22 protein-coding genes are annotated in these 25,143 nt (G+C 52.3%); 13 read left to right on the top strand and 9 right to left on the bottom strand.

Going from position 1 to position 25,143, the window contains the following annotated elements; genetic code table 11:
* Positions 1–2: 2 nt before the first annotated feature.
* Complete coding sequence (gene recN, locus LKE13_RS06860; RefSeq protein ID WP_227949553.1) at positions 3–1,664, bottom strand: DNA repair protein RecN; 1,662 nt, start codon at positions 1,662–1,664, stop codon at positions 3–5.
* Between the two features lie 13 nt (positions 1,665–1,677).
* Complete coding sequence (locus LKE13_RS06855; RefSeq protein WP_227949551.1) at positions 1,678–2,502, bottom strand: outer membrane protein assembly factor BamD; 825 nt, start codon at positions 2,500–2,502, stop codon at positions 1,678–1,680.
* 409 nt (positions 2,503–2,911) lie between these two features.
* Between LKE13_RS06855 and LKE13_RS06850 the strand changes: the two genes are divergently transcribed.
* Complete coding sequence (locus LKE13_RS06850) at positions 2,912–3,298, top strand: helix-turn-helix domain-containing protein (protein WP_227949548.1); 387 nt, start codon at positions 2,912–2,914, stop codon at positions 3,296–3,298.
* Between the two features lie 97 nt (positions 3,299–3,395).
* Here the strand turns inward: LKE13_RS06850 and lpxC are convergent, their stop codons facing one another.
* Positions 3,396–4,331, bottom strand: a complete 936-nt coding sequence (gene lpxC, locus LKE13_RS06845) for a UDP-3-O-acyl-N-acetylglucosamine deacetylase (RefSeq protein ID WP_227949546.1) — start codon at positions 4,329–4,331, stop codon at positions 3,396–3,398.
* A 127-nt stretch (positions 4,332–4,458) separates the two neighbouring features.
* Positions 4,459–5,109, bottom strand: a complete 651-nt coding sequence (gene upp, locus LKE13_RS06840; protein ID WP_227949544.1) for a uracil phosphoribosyltransferase — start codon at positions 5,107–5,109, stop codon at positions 4,459–4,461.
* Positions 5,110–5,348: 239 nt separating this feature from the next.
* Here upp and LKE13_RS06835 point away from each other — a divergent pair, with 239 nt between their 5' ends.
* Genes LKE13_RS06835 through add form a run of 10 tightly spaced genes read left to right on the top strand, consistent with a single transcriptional unit; the run spans position 5,349 to position 17,729 of the window.
* On the top strand, positions 5,349–6,335 hold the full coding sequence (locus LKE13_RS06835) for a BMP family lipoprotein (protein WP_227949542.1): 987 nt from the start codon (positions 5,349–5,351) through the stop codon (positions 6,333–6,335).
* An 11-nt stretch (positions 6,336–6,346) separates the two neighbouring features.
* A complete protein-coding gene (locus tag LKE13_RS06830; protein WP_227949540.1) occupies positions 6,347–7,900 on the top strand; it encodes an ABC transporter ATP-binding protein in 1,554 nt (517 codons plus the stop codon).
* Positions 7,900–9,021, top strand: coding sequence for an ABC transporter permease (locus LKE13_RS06825; protein ID WP_227949538.1), 1,122 nt, complete (start codon positions 7,900–7,902; stop codon positions 9,019–9,021). The genes LKE13_RS06830 and LKE13_RS06825 overlap by 1 nt, the downstream gene beginning before the upstream one ends.
* Positions 9,021–9,992 carry an ABC transporter permease gene (locus LKE13_RS06820; RefSeq protein ID WP_227949536.1) on the top strand — a complete coding sequence of 324 codons (972 nt, stop codon included), beginning with the start codon at positions 9,021–9,023 and terminating at the stop codon, positions 9,990–9,992. The genes LKE13_RS06825 and LKE13_RS06820 overlap by 1 nt, the downstream gene beginning before the upstream one ends.
* Entirely contained in the window at positions 9,992–10,858 is an 867-nt protein-coding gene (locus LKE13_RS06815) for a purine-nucleoside phosphorylase (RefSeq protein ID WP_227949533.1), read from the top strand. The genes LKE13_RS06820 and LKE13_RS06815 overlap by 1 nt, the downstream gene beginning before the upstream one ends.
* Positions 10,845–11,831, top strand: a complete 987-nt coding sequence (deoC, locus tag LKE13_RS06810) for a deoxyribose-phosphate aldolase (RefSeq protein ID WP_227949531.1) — start codon at positions 10,845–10,847, stop codon at positions 11,829–11,831. The genes LKE13_RS06815 and deoC overlap by 14 nt, the downstream gene beginning before the upstream one ends.
* Positions 11,832–11,840: 9 nt before the next feature.
* Positions 11,841–14,222: an aldehyde dehydrogenase family protein gene (locus LKE13_RS06805; protein ID WP_227949528.1), complete on the top strand. Its 2,382-nt coding sequence runs from the start codon at positions 11,841–11,843 to the stop codon at positions 14,220–14,222.
* Positions 14,212–15,558 (top strand): thymidine phosphorylase, encoded by a 1,347-nt coding sequence (deoA, locus tag LKE13_RS06800; protein ID WP_227949526.1) that lies wholly within the window; start codon positions 14,212–14,214, stop codon positions 15,556–15,558. The genes LKE13_RS06805 and deoA overlap by 11 nt, the downstream gene beginning before the upstream one ends.
* Positions 15,559–16,761, top strand: a complete 1,203-nt coding sequence (locus tag LKE13_RS06795; protein ID WP_227949524.1) for a phosphopentomutase — start codon at positions 15,559–15,561, stop codon at positions 16,759–16,761.
* A 2-nt stretch (positions 16,762–16,763) separates the two neighbouring features.
* Entirely contained in the window at positions 16,764–17,729 is a 966-nt protein-coding gene (gene add / locus LKE13_RS06790; RefSeq protein ID WP_227949522.1) for an adenosine deaminase, read from the top strand.
* A gap of 2 nt (positions 17,730–17,731) precedes the next feature.
* On the opposite strand, the gene LKE13_RS06785 is transcribed toward add, so the two are convergent.
* The 3 genes from LKE13_RS06785 to LKE13_RS06775 all read right to left on the bottom strand — a co-directional run bounded on the left by LKE13_RS06785 (position 17,732) and on the right by LKE13_RS06775 (position 20,012).
* Positions 17,732–18,340 carry an OmpH family outer membrane protein gene (locus tag LKE13_RS06785; RefSeq protein WP_227949520.1) on the bottom strand — a complete coding sequence of 203 codons (609 nt, stop codon included), beginning with the start codon at positions 18,338–18,340 and terminating at the stop codon, positions 17,732–17,734.
* A gap of 151 nt (positions 18,341–18,491) precedes the next feature.
* Entirely contained in the window at positions 18,492–19,400 is a 909-nt protein-coding gene (locus LKE13_RS06780; RefSeq protein ID WP_227949518.1) for a glutathione S-transferase family protein, read from the bottom strand.
* Positions 19,401–19,454: 54 nt separating this feature from the next.
* On the bottom strand, positions 19,455–20,012 hold the full coding sequence (locus tag LKE13_RS06775; protein ID WP_227949516.1) for a nitroreductase: 558 nt from the start codon (positions 20,010–20,012) through the stop codon (positions 19,455–19,457).
* Positions 20,013–20,257: 245 nt separating this feature from the next.
* Here LKE13_RS06775 and LKE13_RS06770 point away from each other — a divergent pair, with 245 nt between their 5' ends.
* Positions 20,258–21,082, top strand: a complete 825-nt coding sequence (locus LKE13_RS06770; protein WP_227949514.1) for a universal stress protein — start codon at positions 20,258–20,260, stop codon at positions 21,080–21,082.
* Positions 21,083–21,109: 27 nt separating this feature from the next.
* Here the strand turns inward: LKE13_RS06770 and LKE13_RS06765 are convergent, their stop codons facing one another.
* Positions 21,110–21,664 (bottom strand): pseudouridine synthase, encoded by a 555-nt coding sequence (locus LKE13_RS06765; RefSeq protein WP_227949511.1) that lies wholly within the window; start codon positions 21,662–21,664, stop codon positions 21,110–21,112.
* Positions 21,665–21,839: 175 nt separating this feature from the next.
* On the opposite strand from LKE13_RS06765, the gene LKE13_RS06760 reads away from it, so the two are divergent.
* Complete coding sequence (locus LKE13_RS06760; protein WP_227949509.1) at positions 21,840–22,862, top strand: hypothetical protein; 1,023 nt, start codon at positions 21,840–21,842, stop codon at positions 22,860–22,862.
* A gap of 14 nt (positions 22,863–22,876) precedes the next feature.
* Here LKE13_RS06760 and LKE13_RS06755 read toward each other — a convergent pair whose 3' ends face one another.
* The gene (locus LKE13_RS06755; protein ID WP_227949507.1) at positions 22,877–25,012 is read right to left on the bottom strand and encodes an HD domain-containing phosphohydrolase; all 2,136 of its coding nucleotides are present in this window, start codon (positions 25,010–25,012) and stop codon (positions 22,877–22,879) included.
* Positions 25,013–25,143 lie beyond the last annotated feature (131 nt).

Raw genomic sequence — 25,143 nt, 5'->3', positions numbered from 1 at the left:
GACTATCCTTCGATAAGGCTGAGAGCGGCCGCACGGGCTTCCTCAGTAATACTGGCCCCGGATAACATCCGTGCAATCTCTTCCGTCCTCTCCTCCTGATCGAGGCGGTCAACAGACGTAACCGTGGCATTATTTACTTCTGATTTCCGGATATTCCAATGCGCCTCGCCTGCGGCGGCTACCTGCGGCGAATGAGTGACGACCAGCACCTGCAAATCTTCCGCAAGGCGGCGCAACCGATCACCAACCGCATCTGCCGTCGCCCCACCAACGCCACGATCCACCTCATCAAAAATCAGAGTCGGGGCAGAACCAGCCTGAGCCAGCACGACTTTGAGTGCCAGCATAAAGCGTGACAGTTCCCCGCCGGAGGCAATCTTGATCAACGGCCCGGCCGCACTCCCCGGGTTGGTCGAAATGAGAAACGCCACTTTATCGAATCCATGAGAGCCCCAGTTCTCATCCGGCAACTCGCTTACATCGGTTGTGAATGTCGCTGCCCCAAGTTTTAGTGGTTCAAGTTCCGCCATCACGGCCCGGTCCATATCCAGCGCCGCGGCTTTTCGCTTTTGGCTCAAAGCGCTCGCTGCCGCTACATATTTTTTACGAGCCTCGGCGGCGGCGGCACGGAGACTTTCTATTTCGCGATCTCCCTCTTCCACAGCCTTTAATCGCGCCACAAAGCTTTCCAGCAACTTTGGCAAAGCTGACACTTCACATTTATGCTTGCGCGCTGCTGCCCGAAGCGCGAACAGCCTCTCCTCCACCACTTCAAGTCCGACCGGGTCCATATCAAGGTCTCCCGCGACAGAGTTGATAACCCCCTGTGCCTCTGCCATTTCAATGGCCGCACGCTCGAGACTTTCCAGTACCGGATCAAGCTTCCCTGACGCCTTTTCAATAACTCTCTCGACCGCGCGGGTCGCTGACCTAATCCGGTTTTCCACACCCCCATGCTCGGTCAACGCTTTTTCCGCATCGCGCAGCGCTTCCGCAATTTTCTCCGCATGCATCAGGTTGGATCGGTGCACTGCGAGGGCTTCTTCCTCCCCTTCCTCCGGCGCGAGTTCCGAAAGTTCCTCGACGATATGACGGAGATATTCTTCATCAACTCGCGCCTGTTCAATCTCTCGTACGGCCCGTTCAAGCTTCTCGTTTGCCTTCTGGAGTGTTTCATAATGGCGTCCAACGACAATGACTTCCTTTTCCAGACGCGCATACTGATCGAGTAGCGCACGATGCCCCCGCGCATCAAGCAAGCCGCGTTCCGCATTCTGACCATGTATTTCAACGAGCGTTTCGCCAACGTTGCGCAACAAGCCGGCACTCACTGCCTGATCATTAATACTTGCCCGGCTACGCCCGTCTGAACCGAGCATTCGCCGGAGTATTAAAGGCTCTCCCGGTTCGACATCTATATCGCCCAACGAAGAAAATACTGGATGCGACGGGATAAGGGAGAATTCTGCCGTGACCGAACCTTGATCCGTTCCTGCACGAACCAACCCCGCATCCGCGCGAACACCAAGCGCCAGCGCAAGGCTGTCGAGCAGAATTGATTTACCCGCCCCGGTCTCCCCCGTGAGGACGCAAAGCCCACGCTCAAAGGATAAATCCAGCTTGTCGATCAGAACGATATTGCGGATGGAGAGTTTTTCCAGCATGTCAGTCCGACGGCTAAAACACTGATTTCCAGGCCTTGACGATCCAGGAATCCTCATTTGCTTCCGGTTTCAGATAATTCTCGTCGAGAAGCGCGTAAGAATCCTGATACCATTCACTACCGGGAAAGTTATAGCCAAGGACAGCGGCGGCTGTTTGAGCCTCCTCCGTGATACCCAACGTCAAATAGGCCTCCGTCAATCGGTGAAGCGCCTCTGGGGCATGTGTCGTGGTCTGGTATTGCTCGACAACAGTTCGAAAGCGATTGATTGCCCCGATCATGTATTTTTGTCCTAGATAATAGCGGCCGATAGCCATTTCCTTGCCCGCAAGATGATCCCGGGTCAGGTCAATTTTGAGCCGAGCGTCGCGTGCATACTCAGTATTGGGAAACCGGCGCACAAGATTTTGCAAGGCGTCGAGAGCCTGACGCGTCACCTTCTGGTCCCGTTCCACTCCTGTGATCTGCTCATAATAAGAAATCGCAACAAGATAATAGGCGTACGCTACATCCTTATTGCCCGGATGCAATTCGATAAACCGCTCCGCAGCCAGAATCGCTTGGTCATACTCGTTACTCTGATAATAGGCGAAGGCAGACATAATCTGCGCCTTGGTCGACCAGACGGAATAAGGATGTTGTCGCTCCACCTCATCAAAGCCCTGCGCCGCTGCGAAGTAGTCTTCACTATTCAAATCTGCAAGAGCCTGATTATAAAGCTGCTCGACCGGCCGTTCCACATAGGCTTCGGGCTCATCTGAACTGCAACCGGCAACCAATATTAAAAGCAGGAAACCGCCCAGCACTCTGCCAATGCTTGAATAGAAATTATATTTCAACTTATCCCTCTTGGTTCATCGCCGAATATATCTCGGGTGCCGGGGCATTTTATCCAAACAGCGCGCCTAGGGGAAGTTATGGTTTCAGATTTCTTCCATGCCCCATACACAACCCTCGAAACACGATAATACGAATATTATATAATTAGCGATCTATCGATTTTATATTTTATATCAGTAATAAAAATAAATATCAGCTAACGATCGATAAAAAAAATTTATCTAATTATTGTTAGTTTTTATGTATTTTATTTTTATATTGGTATGTGATACATTACCTATAAGGGTGGAGCAGAGATTCGATTTTCTCCTATAAAAATATAATAACTTCGTTGAATCTGCGGTTTCGCCCTTGGTAGTAGCACAACTAGAAAAATAATTTGATCTCTAAGAAAGGTACCAAACAACAATGGGTAAAGTCGCGAAAAGAGTCGACGATCATGTCGGTGAGCGGATTCGTGAAAGAAGAACTATGATGGGTCTGACTCAGGAACATCTGGCAAAGGCGCTGGATATTTCATATCAACAAGTTCAGAAATACGAAACAGGCGCAAACCGTGTCAGCGCAGGCAGATTGTATGAGATAGCCAAACGGCTGGAAGTAGACGTTGCCTATTTCTTCGAGAATCTTGAGCCATCGACAACAAGCATCCCTCTGGAACATGGCGGCAAAAACCGCTCAACCATTGAGTTAGTGCGCAATTATGGCGATATTGATGAACCAGCAGTGAGATCGGCAGTCAGCGGCCTGATCAAAAGCTTGGCAGGCAAGGAAAGACGGCGTAAATCCGCCTGATTATACATGCAAAAACGAATATAGGCGCGGAATTCATATCCGCGCCTTTTTACTTCTAAATACTACAAAGTCCAGTATGTGAACATAACCGATCAAATCAGTCCGTAGCGGGTGCCGCTGCTTTCTGGGTTGGCCAGTGAGCCCCACCCACATTGCCAATGCGAACTGGCGCTTCCGTGGTATAGCACCAGGCATCCTTATCAGAAAGGAAGGCATGCAAAAGCTTGTTGTTCAATGCATGCCCTGACCGGAACCCATAAAACTCACCAATGATTGGCGCGCCAGCGAGGTATAGATCGCCAATAGCATCCAACGCCTTATGACGCACGAACTCGTCGTCATAGCGCAGGCCTTCTTCATTCAAAATATCAGGACCGCTGAGCACGATCGCGTTATCAAGGGATCCACCTTTTGCGAGGCCCAGCTTTTTGAGTTGCTCGAATTCGCTCAAAAAGCCGAAAGTCCGGGCACGTGCGAGTTCATTCTTGAACGTGCCATTACGCAAGCTGAAGCGACAATTCTGTTTGCCGATACGAGGATTTTCGAAATCAATCTCAAAGGAGACGGAAATATTATCAGCCGGAGAGAGACTGGCTTTTGCTGACCCGTCACTCACTTCCACTTCCTTCAACACCTTAATATAGCGTCGCGGGGCCTCCTGCTCGATCACATCGGCGCACTCAACAAGAAAGACGAAGGGTGCGGAAGAACCATCCATCACCGGAACTTCGGGACCGTCCAGCTCAACAACAACATTATCAACGCCGCATCCAGACAGGGCCGCCATCAAATGTTCGACAGTGGCGACTTTAGTGTGCGCATCATTTTCAACAGTGGTGCACATCATAAGATCAGTCACAGTATCATATTGCGCCGGAATTTCTGCAACGGCCGGATCAACGTCAGTTCGCCTGAAAACAACGCCGCTGTTCACCGGAGCCGGCGACAATTTCATATTGATCAACTTGCCACCATGCAATCCAACGCCGGTACAGCTGATACTATTACGCAATGTTTTCTGAAAAACGACCATTTTCCGCCACTTTAGTTACTGCTACAAATTCGCAGCCTGAATGTACGGAAGACCGCCTGCCCACTCAAATCAAACATTGTTACCAATTATTACTGCGCTGCACAAAATCATGGTAAACGAGAGTTGGTTACAATGTCCCATATAGCCTGTCTCCGGCATCACCAAGGCCTGGCACGATATAGGCCTTCTCATTCAGCTTTTCATCCAGCGCCGCCACATAGACCGTCACATCGGGGTGGTTTTCCAGCATGACCTGAACCCCTTCCGGGGCGGCAACCAGCGCCATGAAAAGGATATTCTTTGGATCGACCTTGTGATCCAGCAACACTTCGACGCCCGCCGCAGCGGAATAGCCGGTCGCCAGCATCGGGTCCACCAGGATAAACAACCTGTCTTCCGCCGTTGGCAGTTTCCTGAGATATTCGACGGGGCGTTTCGTTTCCGGATCTCGATACATACCAATATGCCCAACCCGCGCAGACGGCATCAGTTCCAGCAAGCCGTCCGCCATGCCAAGGCCAGCCCGCAAAATCGGCACTATGGCCGATTTCTTCCCCGCGAGAACCCGCGCATCCATTGAGCATATAGGCGTTTCAATCTTTTCATGGGTCGTCGGCAGGTGGCGCGTGATTTCATACCCCATTAGCAGTGCAATTTCCTTGAGCAACTGGCGAAAGGTTTTCGTCGATGTGTCCTTGTTCCGCATATGTGTAAGTTTATGGACGATAAGCGGGTGATCAAGGATGTGAAGATTCGGAAATCGCGGATCATAGGCCATGGGATAGCTGCCCTTCCCTATAGTGCAAACAGGTTAGCTACTGACAATATCCGACTTCATTTCTAAAATCACTACTTAGGCGACCAAAATAGCGATAAATTATGGCGATCCGAAAATTTACTTTCTATACTTTGCCGAATGCGACCCTAGAACTTGACCAGTCTGCCTGATTTGGATTTAAGGTCGCCCCCCTGTTTCTGAACACGGAACAGTCGGACTTTTAACTGGGAGAGATAACTATGATGAAAAAGATTGCCCTTGGGCTTCTTGCAACGGCAGCACTTACAGTGAGTGGGCTGGCGGTGGCTGATGATTTTAAACCCGCGATCGTCTTTGACATGGGCGGCAAGTCTGACAAATCCTTTAATGAGGCTGCCTTCAACGGTGCTGAGAAATTCAAGAAAGACGCAGGCATCGATTATCTGGAATGGGAAGTCACCAAGGTTTCAGAGCGGGAACAGGCAACTGAACGCATGGCGCGCAAAGGCGCGAACATAGTTGTAGCCGTCGGCTTTGCACAAGCCGCAGCCGTTGAAAAGGCGGCGAAGGCCCATCCAGACACGAAATTCACCATCATTGATATGGTTGTCGACCTACCCAACGTCCAATCCGTCGTCTTCCGCGAAGAACAAGGCTCCTTTCTGGTTGGCATGGCCGCAGCCATGGCCAGCAAAACCGGAAAAGTCGGCTTTATCGGCGGTATGGATATCCCTTTGATCCGAAAATTTGCTCTGGGCTACAAGGAAGGGGTTCTTTATGCAAACCCGAAGGCGGAAGTGATTGAAAACATGACAGGCACAACCCCGGCTGCCTGGAACGACCCGACAAAAGGCAGTGAGCTCGCAAAGAGTCAGTTTGACCGGGGGGCGGATGTTGTGTTTGCCGCCGCCGGAGGTACCGGGCTTGGCGTACTGCAATCCGCCGCCGATGAGAAGATGTTAGCGATCGGCGTCGATAGTAATCAAGACCACCTGCATCCGGGAACGATGCTGACATCCATGCTCAAGCGCGTTGATGTGGCCGTTTATAATGCGATGATGTCCGCAAAGGACGGAACCTGGCAACCCGGCATTCAGGTGCTGGGCCTTGCAGAAGATGGCGTTGGCTTTTCCGTTGATGAATGGAACAAGGGTGTCCTGACAGAAGACATGATTACCACCATGAACAAAGCAAAGGCGGACATCATTTCCGGCAAGATCAAGGTGACAAATTATATGGACAAATAAGCCTGACAGTCATGTCAGAACAAAGTCCGGCGCTGGAACTGCGCCGTATAAACAAAAGCTTCGGCCCGGTCCATGCAAACAAGAATATTTCCCTTTCGGTGGACCGGGGGAGCATCCACGGCATTGTCGGCGAAAATGGTGCTGGAAAATCGACTTTGATGAGCATCGTTTACGGCTTTTACCAAGCTGATAGCGGTGACATCTATGTCAACGGGCAAATCTGCCCAATTGAAAATCCGCAAAGTTCTATCGAAGCCGGAATCGGCATGGTGCATCAGCATTTCATGCTCGTTGATACCTTCACGGTTCTTGAAAATATAATCCTGGGGGTTGAGAACGGTTACCGTCTTGCGGGCGGCTTGGCGTCGGCCCGTAAAGAGCTAGTCCGCCTGGAACAGGAATATGCGCTTGAGGTCAATGTCGATGCAATTGTTGGCGATCTGCCCGTTGGCCTGCGGCAACGGGTTGAGATACTGAAGGCGTTGTATCGCGGCGCGGAGATTCTCATTCTCGATGAACCAACCGGCGTACTCACGCCGCAAGAAGCGGATCACCTCTTTCGTATTCTAGATACCCTCCGCGATCAGGGAAAGACGGTTATCCTGATTACCCACAAGCTCCGGGAAATTATGGCCATTACCGATAGTGTCTCAGTGATGCGGCGCGGGGAAATGGTTGCACATGTCAAAACGAGTGAAACCAGCCAGCCTGCACTCGCGGAGTTGATGGTCGGCCGTTCGGTTCTCCTGCAAGTGGAGAAAAAACTGGCTAACCCAAAAGACACTCTCGTTTCCATTCGCAATCTCAACTATGAAGACACAGACGGTGTTCCTCGCCTTAAAGATATTAATCTTGATCTAAAGGCGGGCGAAATTCTAGGGATCGCAGGCGTTTCCGGCAACGGACAATCGGAACTGCTGGAAGTCCTCGGCGGCATTCTTACACCCAAATCAGGCAGCATACGGTTTGAAGGACAAGAACTCGTGGATAGCAAAGCGTTCACCGCACGGAATTTGCGGAAAATCGGCTTTGGACATGTGCCGGAAGACAGGCAACGATCTGGACTGGTGCTATCTTTCAGCGCAAATGAATGCACCATTCTCGGCTATCACGACGAGCCTGAATATAATCGGGGTTTGTGCCTCGACCGCAAGGCCATGGTCGAGACCTGCCGGAACTACATCAAGAAATATGATGTACGACCGCCGGACCCATACCTCAAGGTTTCGGGGTTTTCAGGCGGCAATCAGCAGAAACTGGTTCTCGCGCGGGAGATGGAACAGAACCCGGATGTTCTGTTGGTCGGCCAACCAACGCGCGGCGTTGATATAGGTGCCATCGAGTTTATCCATAAGCAACTCATTATGATGCGTGATGCGGGAAAAGCCATCCTTGTCGTTTCCGTTGAAATCGATGAAGTCATGTCCCTCGCCGACCGGATTGCCGTCATGTTTGATGGAGGAATTGTCGGGGAGCTCTCTGCAGCGGAGGCAACAGAAACCAAACTCGGGCTGATGATGGCGGGCGTTAAGGATGCTCAATCTGAAACGAAGGCAGCAATCTGATGGCAGAGGAGCAAGTCAAATTCGGTGCGACCCTTAAAATTCCCGGATGGGTAAGCTATGCGTTGATCCCGTTCGTTAATCTGCTTGCGGCCCTTCTGATTTCAGGGATTGTGATTCTAATTATCGGGGACAACCCTCTCGAAGCGCTGAAAGTATTGATATATGGCGCATTCGGCTACCCGGAGGCGATTGGCTATACGCTCTATTATACGACCAATTTCATTTTTACCGGTCTGGCCGTAGCCATCGCCTTTCATTGCGGCCTCTTTAATATCGGCGCGGAAGGGCAGGCCGCCCTTGGCGGTATAGGGGTCAGTCTCGTCTGTCTATATTTTGACAATCTGCCGATCTGGATAATCATACCACTTGCAATGATTGCCGCGGCCATCTTCGGTGCGGCATGGGCTTATATCCCTGCGTATCTTCAGGCCAAGCGCGGAAGCCATATCGTGATCACGACGATCATGTTCAACTTTATTGCCGCTTCAATCCTGACCTATTTGCTGGTTGATATTCTCATCGATCCGAATGGCCAATCGCCGGAAAGCCGACCGTTCATCGAGACAACCTGGCTGCCCTATTTTCATGACTTCATTGCGATGCCGAACACACCGCTCAATATCTCTTTTATCTATGCGCTTGTGTTGAGTGCCGGTTTCTACTTTCTGGTCTGGCATACAAGGTGGGGTTATGAAATTCGCGTCGTCGGACAGAATGAGGCCGCCGCCCGTTACTCCGGTATATCCCCCTCGAAGAACATTATCATCGCCATGATGATTTCGGGCGGCCTTGCCGGCTTTGTCGGGATTAACGAACTTCAGGGAGTGCAACATCGTCTTATTCTGGATTTCACCGGGGGCTATGGCTTTGTCGGAATTGCCGTCGCGCTGATGGGGCGCAATCATCCCATTGGTATTTTCCTCGCAGCACTGCTTTTCGGGGCCCTGTATCAGGGCGGATCAGAACTGGCGTTTGAAATGAGATCAATAAATAAGGAAATGGTGATCGTCATTCAGGGACTGATTATCCTTTTTTCCGGTGCGCTTGAGCATATGTTCCGCCCGAAGATTGAGGCTGCCTATCGCCGATTTGCGCGAGTCCAGACGATGGGGGCAAGTTGATGGAAACATTCCAGACCATCATCCTTCTGCTAGATGCGACATTTCGGGTGGCCACCCCCCTCGTCCTCGCGGCCCTTGCCGGAATGTTTTCTGAACGCGCCGGTGTCGTCGATATCGGCCTTGAAGGCAAAATGCTGGGCGCGGCCTTCTCCGCCGCCGCCGTTGCCGCCGTATCGGGCTCCGCCTGGATTGGCCTTGGAGCTGGTATTCTGGCTTCGATTGCGCTCTCGCTGTTGCACGCCTATGCCTGTGTCACCCACAAGGGAAATCAGGTCGTGTCCGGCATGGCCATTAATATCGTCGTTGCCGGACTGACGCCAACACTTGGGTACGCCTGGTTCAGCATGGGCGGGCAGACGCCACATCTTGGCGGCGATGCGCGTTTCAAGCCAATCACCCTGCCCTTTGCGGAAGCGGCCCATGATATTCCGATTATCGGATATATCTATTCGGAGCTGATTTCGAACCATAATATCATTGTCTATCTGGCCGCTGCCTCCGTACCGATCTGCGCTTGGATCATGTATAAGACCCGCTTCGGCCTGCGTGTTCGCGCTGTTGGCGAAAACCCCCATGCAGTGGATACAGCGGGAATATCCGTTGACTGGCTGCGCTATAAAGCGCTGATCATGACCGGTTTTCTTTGCGGCATCGCAGGCACCTATCTTTCAACCGCCCATGGCGCCGGCTTTATTCGTGACATGACCGCCGGGAAAGGCTATCTCGCCCTCGCCGCGCTTATTTTTGGCAAATGGAGACCAGTCCCTACTTTATTTGCCTGCCTGCTTTTTGCCTTTACCGATGCGGTACAGGCCCGCCTGCAAGGGGTAGAATTGCCCATCGTTGGAGTTATTCCTGTTCAGTTTATCCAGGCGCTCCCCTATATACTCACTGTATTGCTGCTTGCGGGCTTTGTTGGAAAGGCTAACCCGCCGAAATCCATTGGTGTGCCCTATATTAAGGAAAAATAATGACGCTTGATCCGCATAAAGCCGCCGACTTCGTTCAGAATGCAGCGCCGGGATTTACTCCCCGAGTCGGCATTGTGCTCGGCTCCGGGCTGGGCGAACTGGCGGAAAAAATCGAGACGGTCGCCAGCATCGATTATGAGACGATCCCGGACTTTCCAATGTCCTCGGTAGAGGGGCATGCGGGACGGCTTATTCTTGGGCGTCTTGGCGGAATGCCCATCGCCTGTATGCAGGGCCGCGTTCATTATTATGAAGGCGTCAATCCACAAGACCTCGCGCTCCCCGTTCGAATGCTGAAACTTCTCGGTATTGATATCCTGCTGCTCACCAACGCGGCGGGCAGCTTTAAAAAGAAAATGGGGCCGGGTAGCCTGATGATGATCAGCGATCATATCAATGCTACGGGCCTCAATCCGCTGGTCGGGCCGAACGATGACGCCTTCGGTTCGCGTTTCTTCTCGATGGAAGATGCCTACGACCCGACCCTGCGTCAGCACCTCGCGGCCGTTGCGAAGGAACTCGGCATCACGCTGCATGAAGGCGTCTATCTGCATTATCTTGGCCCCAATTTCGAAACCCCGGCGGAGATCAGGGCTTTCAAGGCGCTTGGTCCCGATGCTGTTGGTATGTCCACCACACCGGAAGTGCTCGTCGCGCGACATTGTGGCCTGCGCGTTGCGGCAATCTCCAATATTACAAACCTTGCCGCCGGGATGAGCAAGACCCAGCTCAGCCATAAACAAACACTGGAAAGCGCGAAGATTGCCGCAGCGGACCTTGAAAGCCTAGTCATCGTCTTTTTGGAAACCCTGAAACGGGAGCTGTTGAAAGCTCATATTCGGAGTACGGAAAATGGCGTCCATTAGCCCGTTGAAACCGGCCGCAGAAGGCCATGCGCGCAATCCCGGCATGCCGCTCGATCTGGACGTGCTGGACAGAATTCGCGTGAATTTAAGCGCGGTGGAGCGCCGCGCCACCACCCTGCCCGGTCGGCGCACTGTTAAAAAAGACTATCAGGCCGCCTGGCTTTTGAAGGCCCTGACCTGCATCGACCTCACGACGTTGAGCGGAGATGACACACCCGGTCGCGTCAAGCGCCTCTGCGCCAAAGCGCGCCAGCCCGTCCGCGCGGATATTCTGAACGCCATGGGAATGGCGGATCGCAGTGTCACAACCGGTGCCGTTTGCGTCTATCACAGCATGGTCGAAACGGCGGTGGAGGCACTGAAGGGATCCAATATTCCGGTTGCCGCCGTCTCGACCGGATTTCCCGCAGGCCTCAGTCCGTTTGACCTCAGGGTCAAGGAGATTGAAGCTTCTGTCGCGGCGGGCGCGCAGGAAATTGATATCGTCATCACCCGCGGCCATGTGCTGACTGGCAACTGGCAGGCCCTTTATAATGAAGTGAAGACCTTCCGCGCAGCATCGGGGAAAGCACATATGAAGGCCATCCTAGGTACAGGCGATATTTCCACCCTTCGCAATGTTGCAAAAGCCAGCATGGTCGCAATGATGGCGGGAGCGGATTTCATCAAGACGTCGACGGGAAAAGAAACCGTGAATGCCACCCTTCCCGTCACCCTCGTTATGCTGCGGATGATCCGCGAATATCTTGACATGACGGGGCATAAGGTTGGCTATAAACCGGCGGGCGGAATCAGCACGGCAAAGGATGTGCTGAACTACCAGATCATGATGAAAGAAGAGCTGGGCACAGACTGGCTGGAGCCGGACCTCTTTCGCATCGGTGCCTCCAGCCTTTTAGGCGATATTGAGCGCCAGTTGGAGCATTTCGTCACCGGGCGCTATTCCGCCGATTTCCGCCATCCAATGGCCTGAGGGAAAACCATGAGCATTGCAGAAATATTCGACAAAATAGACTACGGGCCGGCGCCAGAAAGCAGCGAGACCGCGCTTCAATGGATTGCGGCGCGAAAGGGTAAGTTCGATCATTTTATCAACGGTGACTGGGTCAAGCCATCATCCAAGAAATGGTTCGAGAGCCGTAATCCGGCGACCGGTAAGCCACTCGCGAAAATAGCCGCTGGCAATGCGAAAGATATAGAGGCCGCCGTTTCTGCGGCCCGTGCAGCACAAAAAGGCTGGACCAACATTGGCGGACCCGCCCGCGCGCGCTATCTCTATGCCCTCGCCCGCGCACTCCAACGCAATTCCCGCCTGCTGGCTGTGCTTGAAACGCTTGATAATGGAAAGCCCGTTCGCGAAACCCGCGATATCGATATCCCGCTCGTCGCAAGACATTTCTATCACCATGCCGGATGGGCACAATTACAGGATCAGGAATTCGCTGAATTTGAGCCCATTGGCGTGATCGGGCAGATTATCCCATGGAACTTCCCGCTGCTCATGCTCGCCTGGAAAATTGCGCCGGCTATTGCGGCGGGCAATACGGTTATCCTGAAACCGGCGGAATATACGTCCCTTACCGCACTGTGCTTTGCCGAGATCTGTAAAGACGTCGGCCTTCCCGATGGCGTCGTCAATATCGTGACCGGCGATGGCGCAACCGGTGAAGCCCTCGTCAAACATCCCGATATCGACAAAATCGCCTTTACCGGGTCGACTGAGGTGGGCCGGCTGATCCGCGCCGCTACCGCCGGAAGCGGCAAGCATCTCACGCTGGAGCTTGGTGGAAAATCACCCTTTATCGTGTTCGAGGATGCGGATCTCGACAGTGCCGTTGAAGGTGTTGTTGATGCCATCTGGTTCAATCAGGGGCAGGTCTGCTGCGCCGGGTCGCGCCTGTTGTTGCAGGAAGGCATCGCCGAGAAAATGATCGCAAAGCTCCGGCAAAGGATGGAAACATTGCGCATTGGCGATCCGCTCGATAAATCCATCGATATGGGCGCGATTGTCGATCCAGCACAACTCGCGATCATCACAAAGCTCGTCAAAAAAGGCGAGAATGAAGGCAGCGTCTGGCAACCGAAATGCGATATGCCGAAAGACGGCAGCTTCTATCCTCCGACACTGATCAGTGATGTCGCTCCGGCCGCAACGGTTGCGCAAGAAGAAATATTCGGCCCCGTGATCGTCTCCATGACCTTCCGCACACCGGATGAGGCCGTCGCAATTGCCAATAACACACGCTACGGGCTCGCTGCTTCCGTCTGGAGCGAGAACATAAATCTCGCGCTTGATATTGCGCCAAAACTTGATTGCGGCGTTGTCTGGGTAAATTCAACAAACCAGTTTGATGCGGCCTGCGGCTTTGGCGGAAACCGGGAATCGGGTTATGGACGCGAAGGCGGCCACGAAGGCATGATGGAGGTATTGAAACCAAAGTTTCTCTCCAAACTGCCACTTTATAAGGAATTAAAATCTCCGACACCACAAGAAGACGAGAGCAACGCATCCCTCGCCAATCTTGACCGCACGCCAAAGCTCTATATCGGCGGCAAGCAGGCCCGGCCGGATTCGGGCTACAGCATGCCGGTCTTCTCCGCGAAGGGCGAGAAAATTGGCGAGGTCGGTGAAGGCAACCGCAAGGATATCCGTAATGCCGTCGAGGCCGCGCGCAAGGCGACCGGCTGGACCAAGGCGAGCAGTCATAACCGCGCACAGGTGCTCTACTATCTCGCGGAAAATCTCGACATTCGGAAATCGGAATTAGCGGACCGTCTCAAAGTCTTGACAGGCGTCAGCACGAAAAAGGCGCAAGCCGAAGTCGATGCCACGATCCAGCGGCTCTTTTCCTATGGTGCCTGGACAGATAAATATGAAAGTGCCGTTCATTCTCCGCCCATGCGCGGGGTGACCCTGGCCATGAAGGAACCCATCGGGACGATGGGCATCGTCTGCCCGGATGACAACCCGCTTCTCTCCATGGTTTCTCTTGCGGCCCCTGCCCTTGCCATGGGCAATCGCATCGTCCTGATCGCATCGGAACGGCATCCGCTCACGGCCACGGACTTCTATCAGGTACTGGAAACGTCCGACATGCCTGCGGGCGCGATGAATATCATCACGGGACCGCGCGATAGTCTTGCGAAAACGCTCGCAGAGCATGATGATGTGAAATCGGTCTGGTATTTCGGCCCGACAGATGGTAGCCGGCTTGTCGAAGCCGCCTCGATCGGAAATATGAAGCGCACCTGGGTCAATAATGGAAAGGCACGGGACTGGTTCGACATCGCGCAGGGTGAAGGCCGCGAGTTCCTGCGTCAGGCAACGCAAATCAAGAATATCTGGATCCCCTATGGCGAATAAAACGGCTGAATTTTTCCCGCAGGAGATTATCCGCCGGAAACGCGACGGCGCGCCCCTGAGCGAGGAGGAAATCATGTTCATGGTGCGGGGCCTCACGGATAGTTCCATTTCTGAAGGACAGATTGCGGCCTTCGCCATGGCCATTTTCTTTCAGGGCATGAGCATGGAAGAACGCGTTGCCCTCACCCGCGCCATGGTTCACTCCGGCCATGTGATGGACTGGTCGAAGGCCGATCTTGGTCGGCCTGTCGTTGACAAACATTCCACCGGGGGTGTCGGTGACAAGGTGAGCCTGATGCTTGCGCCAATTGTCGCGGCTTGCGGTGGTGCTGTTCCGATGATCTCCGGACGGGGCCTTGGCCATACGGGCGGAACCCTCGACAAACTCGATAGCGTGCCGGGCTACAATACTGCACCCGATCGGGACTTGCTGACCAAGATTGTCAAGAATATCGGCTGCGCCATCATCGGCCAAACAGATGATCTCGCCCCCGCCGACAAGCGGTTTTACGCGATCCGCGATGTTACAGCGACGGTGGAATCCATCCCGCTGATCACGGCGTCGATCCTGTCCAAGAAGCTCGCGGCAGGGCTGGATGCACTGGTGATGGATGTAAAATTCGGCTCCGGCGCGTTCAAGGAGGACTACGGCGATGCGACAGAGCTTGCCCGCAGCATTGTTGCGGTTGCAAACGGTGCCGGGCTTAGGACATCCGCCCTGCTGACCGATATGAATGAGGTACTTGGCAGAACGGCTGGAAACTCAATTGAGGTGAGGGAAACGATTGATTTCCTGATGGGTCGGAATGTTGATCAGCGTCTCCTCGATGTGGTGCTGGCACTAGCTGCGGAAATGCTGGTTATCGCGGGAATCGCCGATGAAGCGACGGCACCACATGCGGTCAGGGGTGCGTTGGGCAGCGGCACCGCCGCCGAAAAATTCGCCCAGATGATTGTCGCGCTTGGCGGACCGAAGGACTTGATGACAAATATGGAGGAACATCTCCCGCTCGCGCCGGTCCGACAAGACGTGATCGCACCGAAGCGCGGCTATCTCGGTGTCATGAATGTCCGGGAGATGGGGGTCGCCGTGATGGACCTTGGCGGTGGGCGGCATAAGGCTTCGGATAAAATTGACTATGGCGTCGGCCTTACCAATATTGTCGGCCTGGGTGCTAAACTTGGCCCACAAAACCCGATCGCGACGATTATCGCCCGGAATGATGCTGATGCGGCGCGGGCGGAGAAACGTATCCTCAACGCCATTACATTGGCAGAGGAGCCACCTGCGATCTCCCCCGCCGTGCGAACCCGCCTCACCAGGGAGGATATATAAATGCGCGCCATATTGATCGTACTGGATAGCTTTGGCCTCGGTGCCGCCCATGACGCGGAAGCTTTTGGCGATATCGGCGCGGATACTTTCGGTCATATCATCGAAGCCGCCGCGGCGGGCCGCGCAAATTCCACTGAGCGGTCGGGGCCCCTTCACTTGCCGAATTTGCGTAAACTCGGCTTGTTCGCCGCACATGATGACTATGTTGACACACCCAGCGGGACAAATAATTTCGAAGGCCTTCATGGTGTCGCGCAAGAAATGAGTAAGGGCAAGGATACACCGTCCGGGCATTGGGAAATGGCCGGCGTGCCGGTCTTTTTCGACTGGGGCTATTTCCCGAGAACCATCCCCTGTTTTCCGAACGACTTGACGAATGCCCTGATCGAACAAGGAAAACTACCCGGCATCCTTGGCAACTGCCATGCGTCTGGCACGGAGATCATTGCGGAACTCGGCGATGAACATATGAAAAGTGGCAAGCCCATTGTTTATACTTCCGCAGACAGCGTCTTTCAAATCGCTGCGCATGAAGAAACTTTCGGCCTCGATCGCCTCTACGCGCTTTGTGACATTGCCCGCGAGCTGGTTGATCCGCTGGAGATCGGCCGCGTAATCGCCCGACCCTTTGTCGGTGAAAATGGAAATTTCACGCGGACAGCGAACCGGAAAGACCTTGCCGTGCCCCCGCCTGAACCGACCCTTCTTGATAAACTGATAGAAACAGGTCGACAGGTTATATCCATCGGGAAAATTGGTGATATTTTTGCCCATCAAGGTACCGGTGAAATTGTCAAGGCAGCCGGGAATATGGCACTGATGGATGCAACGATTGACGCCATGGCGCGTGCCAAAGATGGCAGCCTTATTTTTACAAACCTTGTCGATTTTGACCAATCCTTTGGTCATCGACGGGATATTGCTGGTTATGCCCGCGCATTGGAGGAATTTGATGCCCGGTTACCGGAACTACACACAGCCCTTAAGGAGGGCGATATAGCGATCCTTACGGCTGATCATGGCTGCGATCCAACATGGCCGGGAACGGATCACACACGTGAGGCTGTCCCTATCATTGCCTTCGGAAAAGGCATTCAGGGACGATCTATTGGAGAGCGAGACAGCTTTTCCGATATCGGCCAATCGATCGCCCAGCATCTCGGTTTGCCTCCGCTTGCGCACGGCAAAAGCTTTCTGAACTAACCATGGTCAAGAAAGCAGAACTCCATGTTCATCTGGAAGGAACTATGCCCCCTGCGCTTGTCCGGCAGCTAGCGGCCAGGAATAGCGCGCAAATTGATCCGGCAACATTCAAGTCAGAGTCTGAATATGCCTGGGATGATTTTTGGCACTTCCTTGATTGTTATGACAAGGCAGCAGCGACGATCCTGACCAAGGACGATTATCGGATGGTTACCTATGACTATCTCGCAAGATGTGCGCAGGAAGACACGATCTATGTCGAGATGTTTTCCTCCCCCGATCATGCTGCCGAAGTCGGGATGAGCTATGCCGATCATCTGGAAGGCATTGCCGCCGGTATAGATGATGCACAGAGGGAATTCGACATTGTCGGGCGAATTATTGTGACCTGCGTGCGGCACTTAGGCGCCCAAAAAGCCCTCAAGGTAGCAGAGCGTTTTGTTGCAACCCCTCACCCCTATGTCGTCGGGTTCGGCATGGGTGGTGATGAGACACAATTTCACCCAAAGGACTTTGCACCAGCCTTTAATCTCGCCAATAAAGCCGGGTTTAAGACAACAACGCATGCTGGAGAATTCGGCGGGCCGGAAAGTATCCGCGCCAGTTTGGACAATCTGCCGATCAGTCGCATCGGACATGGAGTACGCGCCATTGAAGATATTGCGCTAATCGCGGAAATCGCGGATCGGAGAATTCCGCTTGAACTGAGTCCTGGAAGCAATGTCGCCACAGGCCTCTTTAGGGACAGAAGCAGCCATCCCTTCAAGGCCTTGATGGACGCCGGATGCGTTGTGACACTGAATTCGGATGACCCGCCGTTTTTCGCGACATCCATCGGTCATGAATATGACGAAGCTGCCCAGAGTTATCACTTATCGGAGAGCGACCTTAATCAGATCACCCGAAATGCAATTCTCGCGGCCTTCTGCGATGAGGCATTGAAGGAAGAATTACTTGCGAAGATCTAAGCTCAGTTCTTTTTAGCAGGTGCCGCACCCTCTTTCGTATCTTCCAGTTTGATATCAACCTTTGGATTGGCTTTATTAAACCGGGCTAATACTTCCTCGGTAATATCCATACTTGGATTAAAGAAAACGGTTTTAGCTCTGTCGATCCCGAGATTGACGCCTTTTTCCTTGCTGACATCTGCGGCGAGACGCACAATAATTTCACGAAAGCGCAAGCGAATACCGACCAGCACTTCGTTCATTTTGCCGTTAATGACCTGGAATTCGCGCTGCAGGTTTTGCCGCTGAACATTAAGCTCCGAAAGTTTCTTCTGGTAAGCATCCGGCGACAGAATGGCCCGCTGCTTATCAAGTGCCTCTTTCTCGGCAAGCAAGTCATCACCGCGTTTATTCAGTTCATCCACTTTGGTTTTCAATAGAGCCTTAACATCTTCTTCGGCTTTTTTAGAGGGCTCGGACACTTGCAAAACATGGGTAATGTCAACGATCGCAACAACAGCTTCCGGTATTTTTGATTGAGCATACGCGAGAGAGGACCCTTGCAAATTCTGCATCATAGCAACGGCGAAAATAGCAAGTCCGATAGCAAACGCTCGAAATTTTTTATTCAATGGTCTCTCCGGAAAATTGGGGATTTCATTTCAGCTTCATAACATTGCCCGTTAAATAAATCCACAACCGTCATAACAGCTTTCGACACTCAGATAACGATAAATAGGCATGGAATAAGGCAAAACCATGATTTTGCCTTATTCTTGGCTCTTAACGCACGATAAATCCGGCGCGCGGAAAATGGATAATTACCTCTCCCACAGTGTCATTATTATGACGGATCGCGATCTCCCGCCGATCGAGGGTAACAAGTTCACCAGATACGGGAACGCGACCGGTATCGTTTGGCATCACGGTCACCTGATCCCCAGCCGTTTTCTCCTCGTTCGCACCAATAGTGCCGCTGTAATCAGAGACATCATCATTTTTCGCGATTTCGAGGGCATCGGCTGCGCTGATCTCAGTGGAAGTACCTTCACCAAAGGCGGTAATTCTCTTTATCCAGGCCGATAGTTTCGGAAATTCCGCAAGAATTTCCTTCACCGCTGGTGCACGCCCCGCAAATCGTACTGTATAATAAAGATTGAAATCAACGAGGCTTGCCTCCGGCCCCAGAAAATAGTCCCGACCATCTGCAAGGCCTTGTTCCGCCCAGTCCATCATGGCGGCAAACTGCTGAAGTGAGAAAGGAAGTGCGGCTTTCATTTTCTCAACATTCAAGTTTCCACCAGAATATTCCGCCCGGTCTTTAACAAATTCCGGAGGCATCTGGTCGCCAAAAGTTCCGAAAACAATTGCCGCCGCCGTGCTGAAAAGCAGCTTGTCGGTCCAGAAACTCGTGCCCCAGCCCACAAACTGACTGTTGTCGGGAAATAATGTGGGAGTCGGATACCGCGCTTCGAGTTCACGAATAATGATTTGCGTATCGCAATAAATATGGGCGCCTGACTGCATAACCGGCGTTTTCCGATACCCGCCGGTAAGTGGCGTCAGTTCCGGCTTGGGCATCATGCGGGGTATTTGAACAGACTGCCAATTCACCCCCTTAAAGCCAAATATCATTCTGACTTTCTCAGCATAAGGTGATGCATCATAGTGATGAAACACAAGATCCGACATATTACTTCCCTTCCATTATTATACTGTCATTAACGCCCCGGTTTTCTGTCAAGCTTAGCCTTCCCAGATTTCCACATAGGGATCAATCGGCTCTTCCAGCAGGACCGGTGTCCTCTCGGTCGTTCCCAAATAGAGAAACCCGACAATCTGATCTGCATCCGATGCTCCGAGAGCAGCATTAACCTGTGGATCAAAACATGTTTTTCCGGTTCGCCATATGCCTGCATATCCCAGTGCATGCGCCGCGACCATAATATTCTGCGCGGCCGCTCCCGCGGAAAGGATCTGCTCCACCTCTGGCACCTTCGGATGCTCCTCTATCCGGGCGATAACAGCAATTATCATTGGTGCGCGCATGGGCTTGCCGCGCTCCTTTTGGAGCATGGCTTCAGTCGCATCCGGATCTCTTGCCTTCAGGGCTTCTTCAAAAATATGACCGAGCCTTTCCCTTGCCGCCCCTTCAAAGACGATGAAACGCCACGGGCGAAGGCGACAATGATCAGGGGCCCGAACGGCCGCCTGCATTATGAGCTTAAGATCGTCTTTTCCGGGGGCAGGTGTCGTTAGCATCGCCGAAGATTTACGCGTTACAAGTGCTTCGATAGCATCCATTTAACGAATTTCCTTTGTCTGGATATATGTTGTCGGCTGCCATTCATAACAGAGAACATCCAGACTGCCTATGCCGTAACAAATAACAGGTTGTTATCTAACTGAACTGTTCATAAGGTAACTATCGAATACAGTGTGTACAGGGAGGCGGCGCGCATTGTTGTTTGTCTCAAATCAATGCGGCTCACTAAAAGCTATCCATAATTAAGTGAAATTCGTTCAGGATTGTTGAAAGGGAAAGCGTAATGTCCATAAAAACCATATTGCTACATTTGAGTAACGATTCACGGCTGGAAGCCCGTATTGAGACGGCTCTTGGTCTCGCGGTTGAGCATGACGCATATGTAATCGGGTTATATACAATTGCGCAGGTAACTGTCCCCACTTCCTTTATGGGCTATGTCCCGCCGGAATTTATTGAGCAATCCCGGAAAGTTGAAGAAGAGAATGCTGCGGAAGCAAAAGCCAAGTTTGAAAGCCTTGCGGCAAAAGTAAGTCGTCCAGTCGAGGTAGTTGTAGAAGAAGGCTATGCTCCGGATCTGATTAATGAACATGCCCTTTCCGCTGACCTTGTGATCGTGGGTCAGGGCGACCCCGACGATGAGAATAATGCGCAAACGCGATATATCGCCGAAGAGATAGTCGTCAGTTCGCCCCGCCCTGTATTAATTATTCCTTCTGCGGGGAATTACAGCAATTTCGGAAGCCATGTGATCGTTGGGTGGAATAACACGCGCGAATCTTCCCGTGCTTTACATGAGTCATTACCCTTTCTCAAAAAAGCGGAAAAAGTCACCCTCCTCCGGGTCAATGCGACAGAGGACGAGACATATGAGACGGAGCATATACTTGCGCACCTCAAACGTCATGGCATTACAGCTAATTTCAAGTCCGGCCACTGGCCCGGCATCAGTGTTGGTGACGCCATTCTCGACGCACTCGTCGATTATAGCGGGAACATGCTGGTTCTCGGGGCATATGGCCATAGCCGCCTGCGGGAAATGATTCTGGGGGGTGCCACAAAGAATATTCTTGAGCATATGACGGCACCGGTCCTGTTCGCGCACTAAGCACGCGAAATTCGGACTAAAGCAAGATCAGAAAATATCCATTTTTTTTACGTCCTGCCATATCCCAGGTACAAGATCGGTGAGTGTAAGCTTGCCGATCTTTTTACGGATAAGACGTAAAGTCGGGTGACCAACAGATGCCGTCATCCGCCGAACCTGACGGTTTTTGCCTTCCGTCAGCGCTATTTCAATCCAGCATGTCGGAATAGACTTTCGAAAGCGCACCGGCGGATCGCGCGGTGCGATGTCGGGTTGAGGATCAAGTCGAGAAACTCGGCAAGGTTTCGATTTATATCCCTTGAAAACCACGCCGCCAGACAACTCTTCAAGAGCTGCTTTATTTGGCTCTCCCTCTATCTCCACCCAGTACACTCGTTCATGAGCATTATCCGGATTCAGCAGTTTCTTGATAAAGGGCCCGTCATCGCTTAGAAGAAGAAGTCCTTCGCTATCCTTATCGAGACGCCCCGCCGCATATACTTTCTCCGGCAGCGCAAAATCGGCAAGAGTTCTCTGGCCTTTTTCTCCGGTGAACTGACTGAGTACGCCATAGGGTTTATAAAAAGCAATATATCTTGGCATTTGAATTAGCTCATGGGATTAAATTGCTGTCAGATACACAGGAAATGTCAAAAAATTCAATTGCATCATTTTTGGCAGGTTATCAAAATTTTAGGTAATTTTAGCGATCCTAAATGTCGTAATTTTGGCGGTCATGTCAAGGAAACCGAATAAACAAGTCGGAAAACCATATTCAATGGACAAAAACTCTACTGCAACAGTTCACTTTATTGGACAAAAGGAAGAGGATGCCCAACAATTAGGTTGGTTGCTGTCCAATGCGTCGACGGCAAAGTTTTCGTTCGAACATATTGCTTCTGTCGACAGTTATGTGAAAGCCGGTCACGGTCAGCAGGGCGAAGTCATTATTCTTGATCTGACAGAAACTCAGGAAGACAGGATCAAAGCGGTATCGCTCCTTGGAGAAAAAACTCCCCACACACCGATTGTTGTGCTCACGGATGATAACGAAAATATCGGCCGTGAGGCTATTCGGTTGGGCGCGCAGGACTACCTCATCAAAAGTCAACTCTCGACAGATGGCATGTCGCGCTGCTTGCTCAACGCCATTCAGCGCCATCAGGGTCATCGGCAAAGCGCAGAATCGGCACCACTTCTTGATTCTGCGACGGCCGTACTGAACAGGCTTCCAATCGGGGTTATCCTGGTAACAGCTGATACGAAAATCCTTTTCTTCAATGGAAAGGCAAAACGCTATCTGGAAAAGGGTGACGGTCTGGTTGTTGGTACTGACCGGATATGCCGTGCAACACTGCCAGGTGAAAGCCGGGCACTCGCCAAGCTGTTGTCCGACACACTCTCCCCCGGCGGCGACAGCAAATCAGAAGGCGATTTCGCCATTTCCCTGACCCGGATGGAAAGTGACTATCCGTTGAATGTCATGGTCGCCCCTATCGGAACCGGGGCCGCCGGAAAGGGTGCCGTTCTATTTGTCTCTGACCCGGCTGAACCAGTTGAGCTTTCTGTAGAATCAATTTGTAAGCTATATGGCCTGACACCAGCGGAAGGGCGCTTGGCGCTTGGCCTGACCAATGGTCATAAGCTTGATGACCTCGCAGAGCAATGGGGGGTCAGCATGCACACAGTTCGCTCTCAACTGAGACAAGTCTTCCGCAAAACCGACACCAGCCGACAAAGCGAAGTGGTCAAGCTCATCCTGACTGGCCCGGCGGCCCTACAGGCCACAGGTCTCCTTTAAAGGAATTAGAGGAATTACCCTCCGCCCTCAGTAGAGTCTTTCTCTACATTCTCAGAGAAGTATTTCCAGCTCTCGCGGCCTCCCCGGTTCTCGAGATAATTGATCAGAGCGCTGACCATACGTCGGTCATACCGCGTATCGGCATCTTCTAAAAGATTCTTCACTGCCGCGCTGAAGCTTAGTGCGCTCCGGTAAGCGCGCGGGCTGACCATGCCGACAAAGGCATTGGCGACGGCAATAATCCGAGCTGGTTCACTGATCTCCATGCCGACCAGGCCGTTTGGTTGGCCACTGCCGTCAAAATTTTCCTGCAATTGGCGCAATGTGGCGGCAACCGGCAAATCAAAGTCAACTTCATCCAGGAGATCCGCACTGGCGACCAGACTGTTCCGAATGATTTCCATTTCCTTCTTAGTCAGGTTCTTCGTCTTAGTCAGAATTTCTGGCGAAACGAGAATCTTGCCGATATTCATCAGGTTACCCGCGATATCAACTGTCCGCACCAGTTCATCTGGCGCGCCCATTTCTTCAGCAATTGCCACCGCAACCTTCGCGACCCGACGGGATTGATCTGCGGAATAAGGGTCGCGGCGATCCACAAAAGCCACCAATGTTGAAACAAGTGTACGCAATACGGACTCGCGACGCTCCTGTGCAACTACAACATCAGAAATATCCTGAAATACAGTGAGAACTTCCTTGCTGTTCACCCGCGCTGATCGCAGGGGCACAAAATCTGACTTGATCACCCGATCCGCTGCACTTTCCTCCGACGCCTTTATACGGCTAATCAACGAACGAGGTTCATAGTCCTGACGCACGAGATTTGTCATCTCGATGATTTCCCGTGCCTGCTCAGGCCCAAGAACACTCGCGGCTTTCTTGCCAATCATTTCATCTTGCGATATCTCCACGTCTTCGGCGGCGACACTATTCGCAAATGTGTATTTATCCTCTGCATCGAAAACAGCAATAGACGTTGGCTGCTGATCGGTCACAATTTTCAGAAATTCGCTCCGCTCTCTCAACTGCTCCGCCATGCCCTTATAGCGCACCGCTAGCTCCGCCGCGCGAAGGGAGGTGCCATGCCGCCAGACGGCAACCACCGTTCCTGCGACTGCAAAAATCAGCAATATAAAGATGCCGAGCATCGTTGAAAGGCGCTGATCGGTTTCGGCCAACGCTTCCTGTTCCGAGACTGTTCGAACAAGGAACCAAGGCGCAGCCGTCAACGCACGCCCCGTTACGAGAACCTTGCTCCCGAGATAATTGGAGGCAAGTTCAAAACTTCCCGGATTTTCGATTACGAATGCCGCAGCCAGATCATTCTGTGCGCTTAGCTTGCGGGCAAGAGCGAGCGTGCCATCCGCCAGCGGAGAGATATATTGCACGAGCTTCCCATCCTTGCGGACAAGATAATTTTCTGCCGTCTGCAATGTATCACCCGGTTGGAACAATAGCGGAAATAGTGAGGTTTCCACCGTCCGAAGACCAACAACATATCCAATAATATCCTTTGGGCTCCCTTCATCCTGCACCGCATAAATCGGCCAGACAAAGCCCATGGTCGGATCGCCATTAATCCCCTCATAAAGATCGATCAGAGCAGGCTCACCATCCCCGGCTTTCGCCATGGCGGCCCGTATTGTCGGGTTCATTGGGGGCATATTTCCGCTGGAGACCAGAAGCTTTCCTGTTGCGTCCGTAAGCCCGATGCCTGCCCGACCGGGCCGCGCCACATTTGCACGGATTTGCGGCTCCTCCGGCTCCCAAAATCCGCTGATAACAGCCTGATTATTCAGTAGATTAATGAGATAACCCGCCTCCGGCACTTCAGCGATAGAGTTGCCATTCTCTGCCGTCTCAATAACCAACTGGGTTAGATACACCTGTAAAGACGCATTATTCGCGAGAGTGCCAATAGCCTGTTCCTGCTTGCGCAGCCAGTCATCGACGCTTGCCGCGCGGCTATCCGCGACAATACCAAGGCGAACCTCCCAGTTTCGGAGGTCGCGCGAACGCTGTTCCTCGACAAATTTGAAAGTGCCCCAAATGCCGGCAACGACGACAGCCATAAGCAGCAAAACGCCTAAGGAGAGCGCTTTGTAGGTGCTTTTCTTTTCCGTACCATCTAATTGATTATCCGACATAAATGCCCCGGTTATATATTTCACTGTACGGCAGAATGCCTTGAAACTCTTTAAGATAGGTAAATCACCGATCTAAATTACCCAAAAATTACTTAACGACGCAATGACATTAGATGTCCTGCTCAGTCTTT

The sequence above is a fragment of the Sneathiella sp. HT1-7 genome, assembly GCF_020731145.1.
Taxonomy (GTDB): Bacteria; Pseudomonadota; Alphaproteobacteria; order Sneathiellales; family Sneathiellaceae; genus Sneathiella.
Note: the sequence above shows the minus strand (reverse complement) of the source record. Positions and strands in the feature narration are given on the sequence as shown.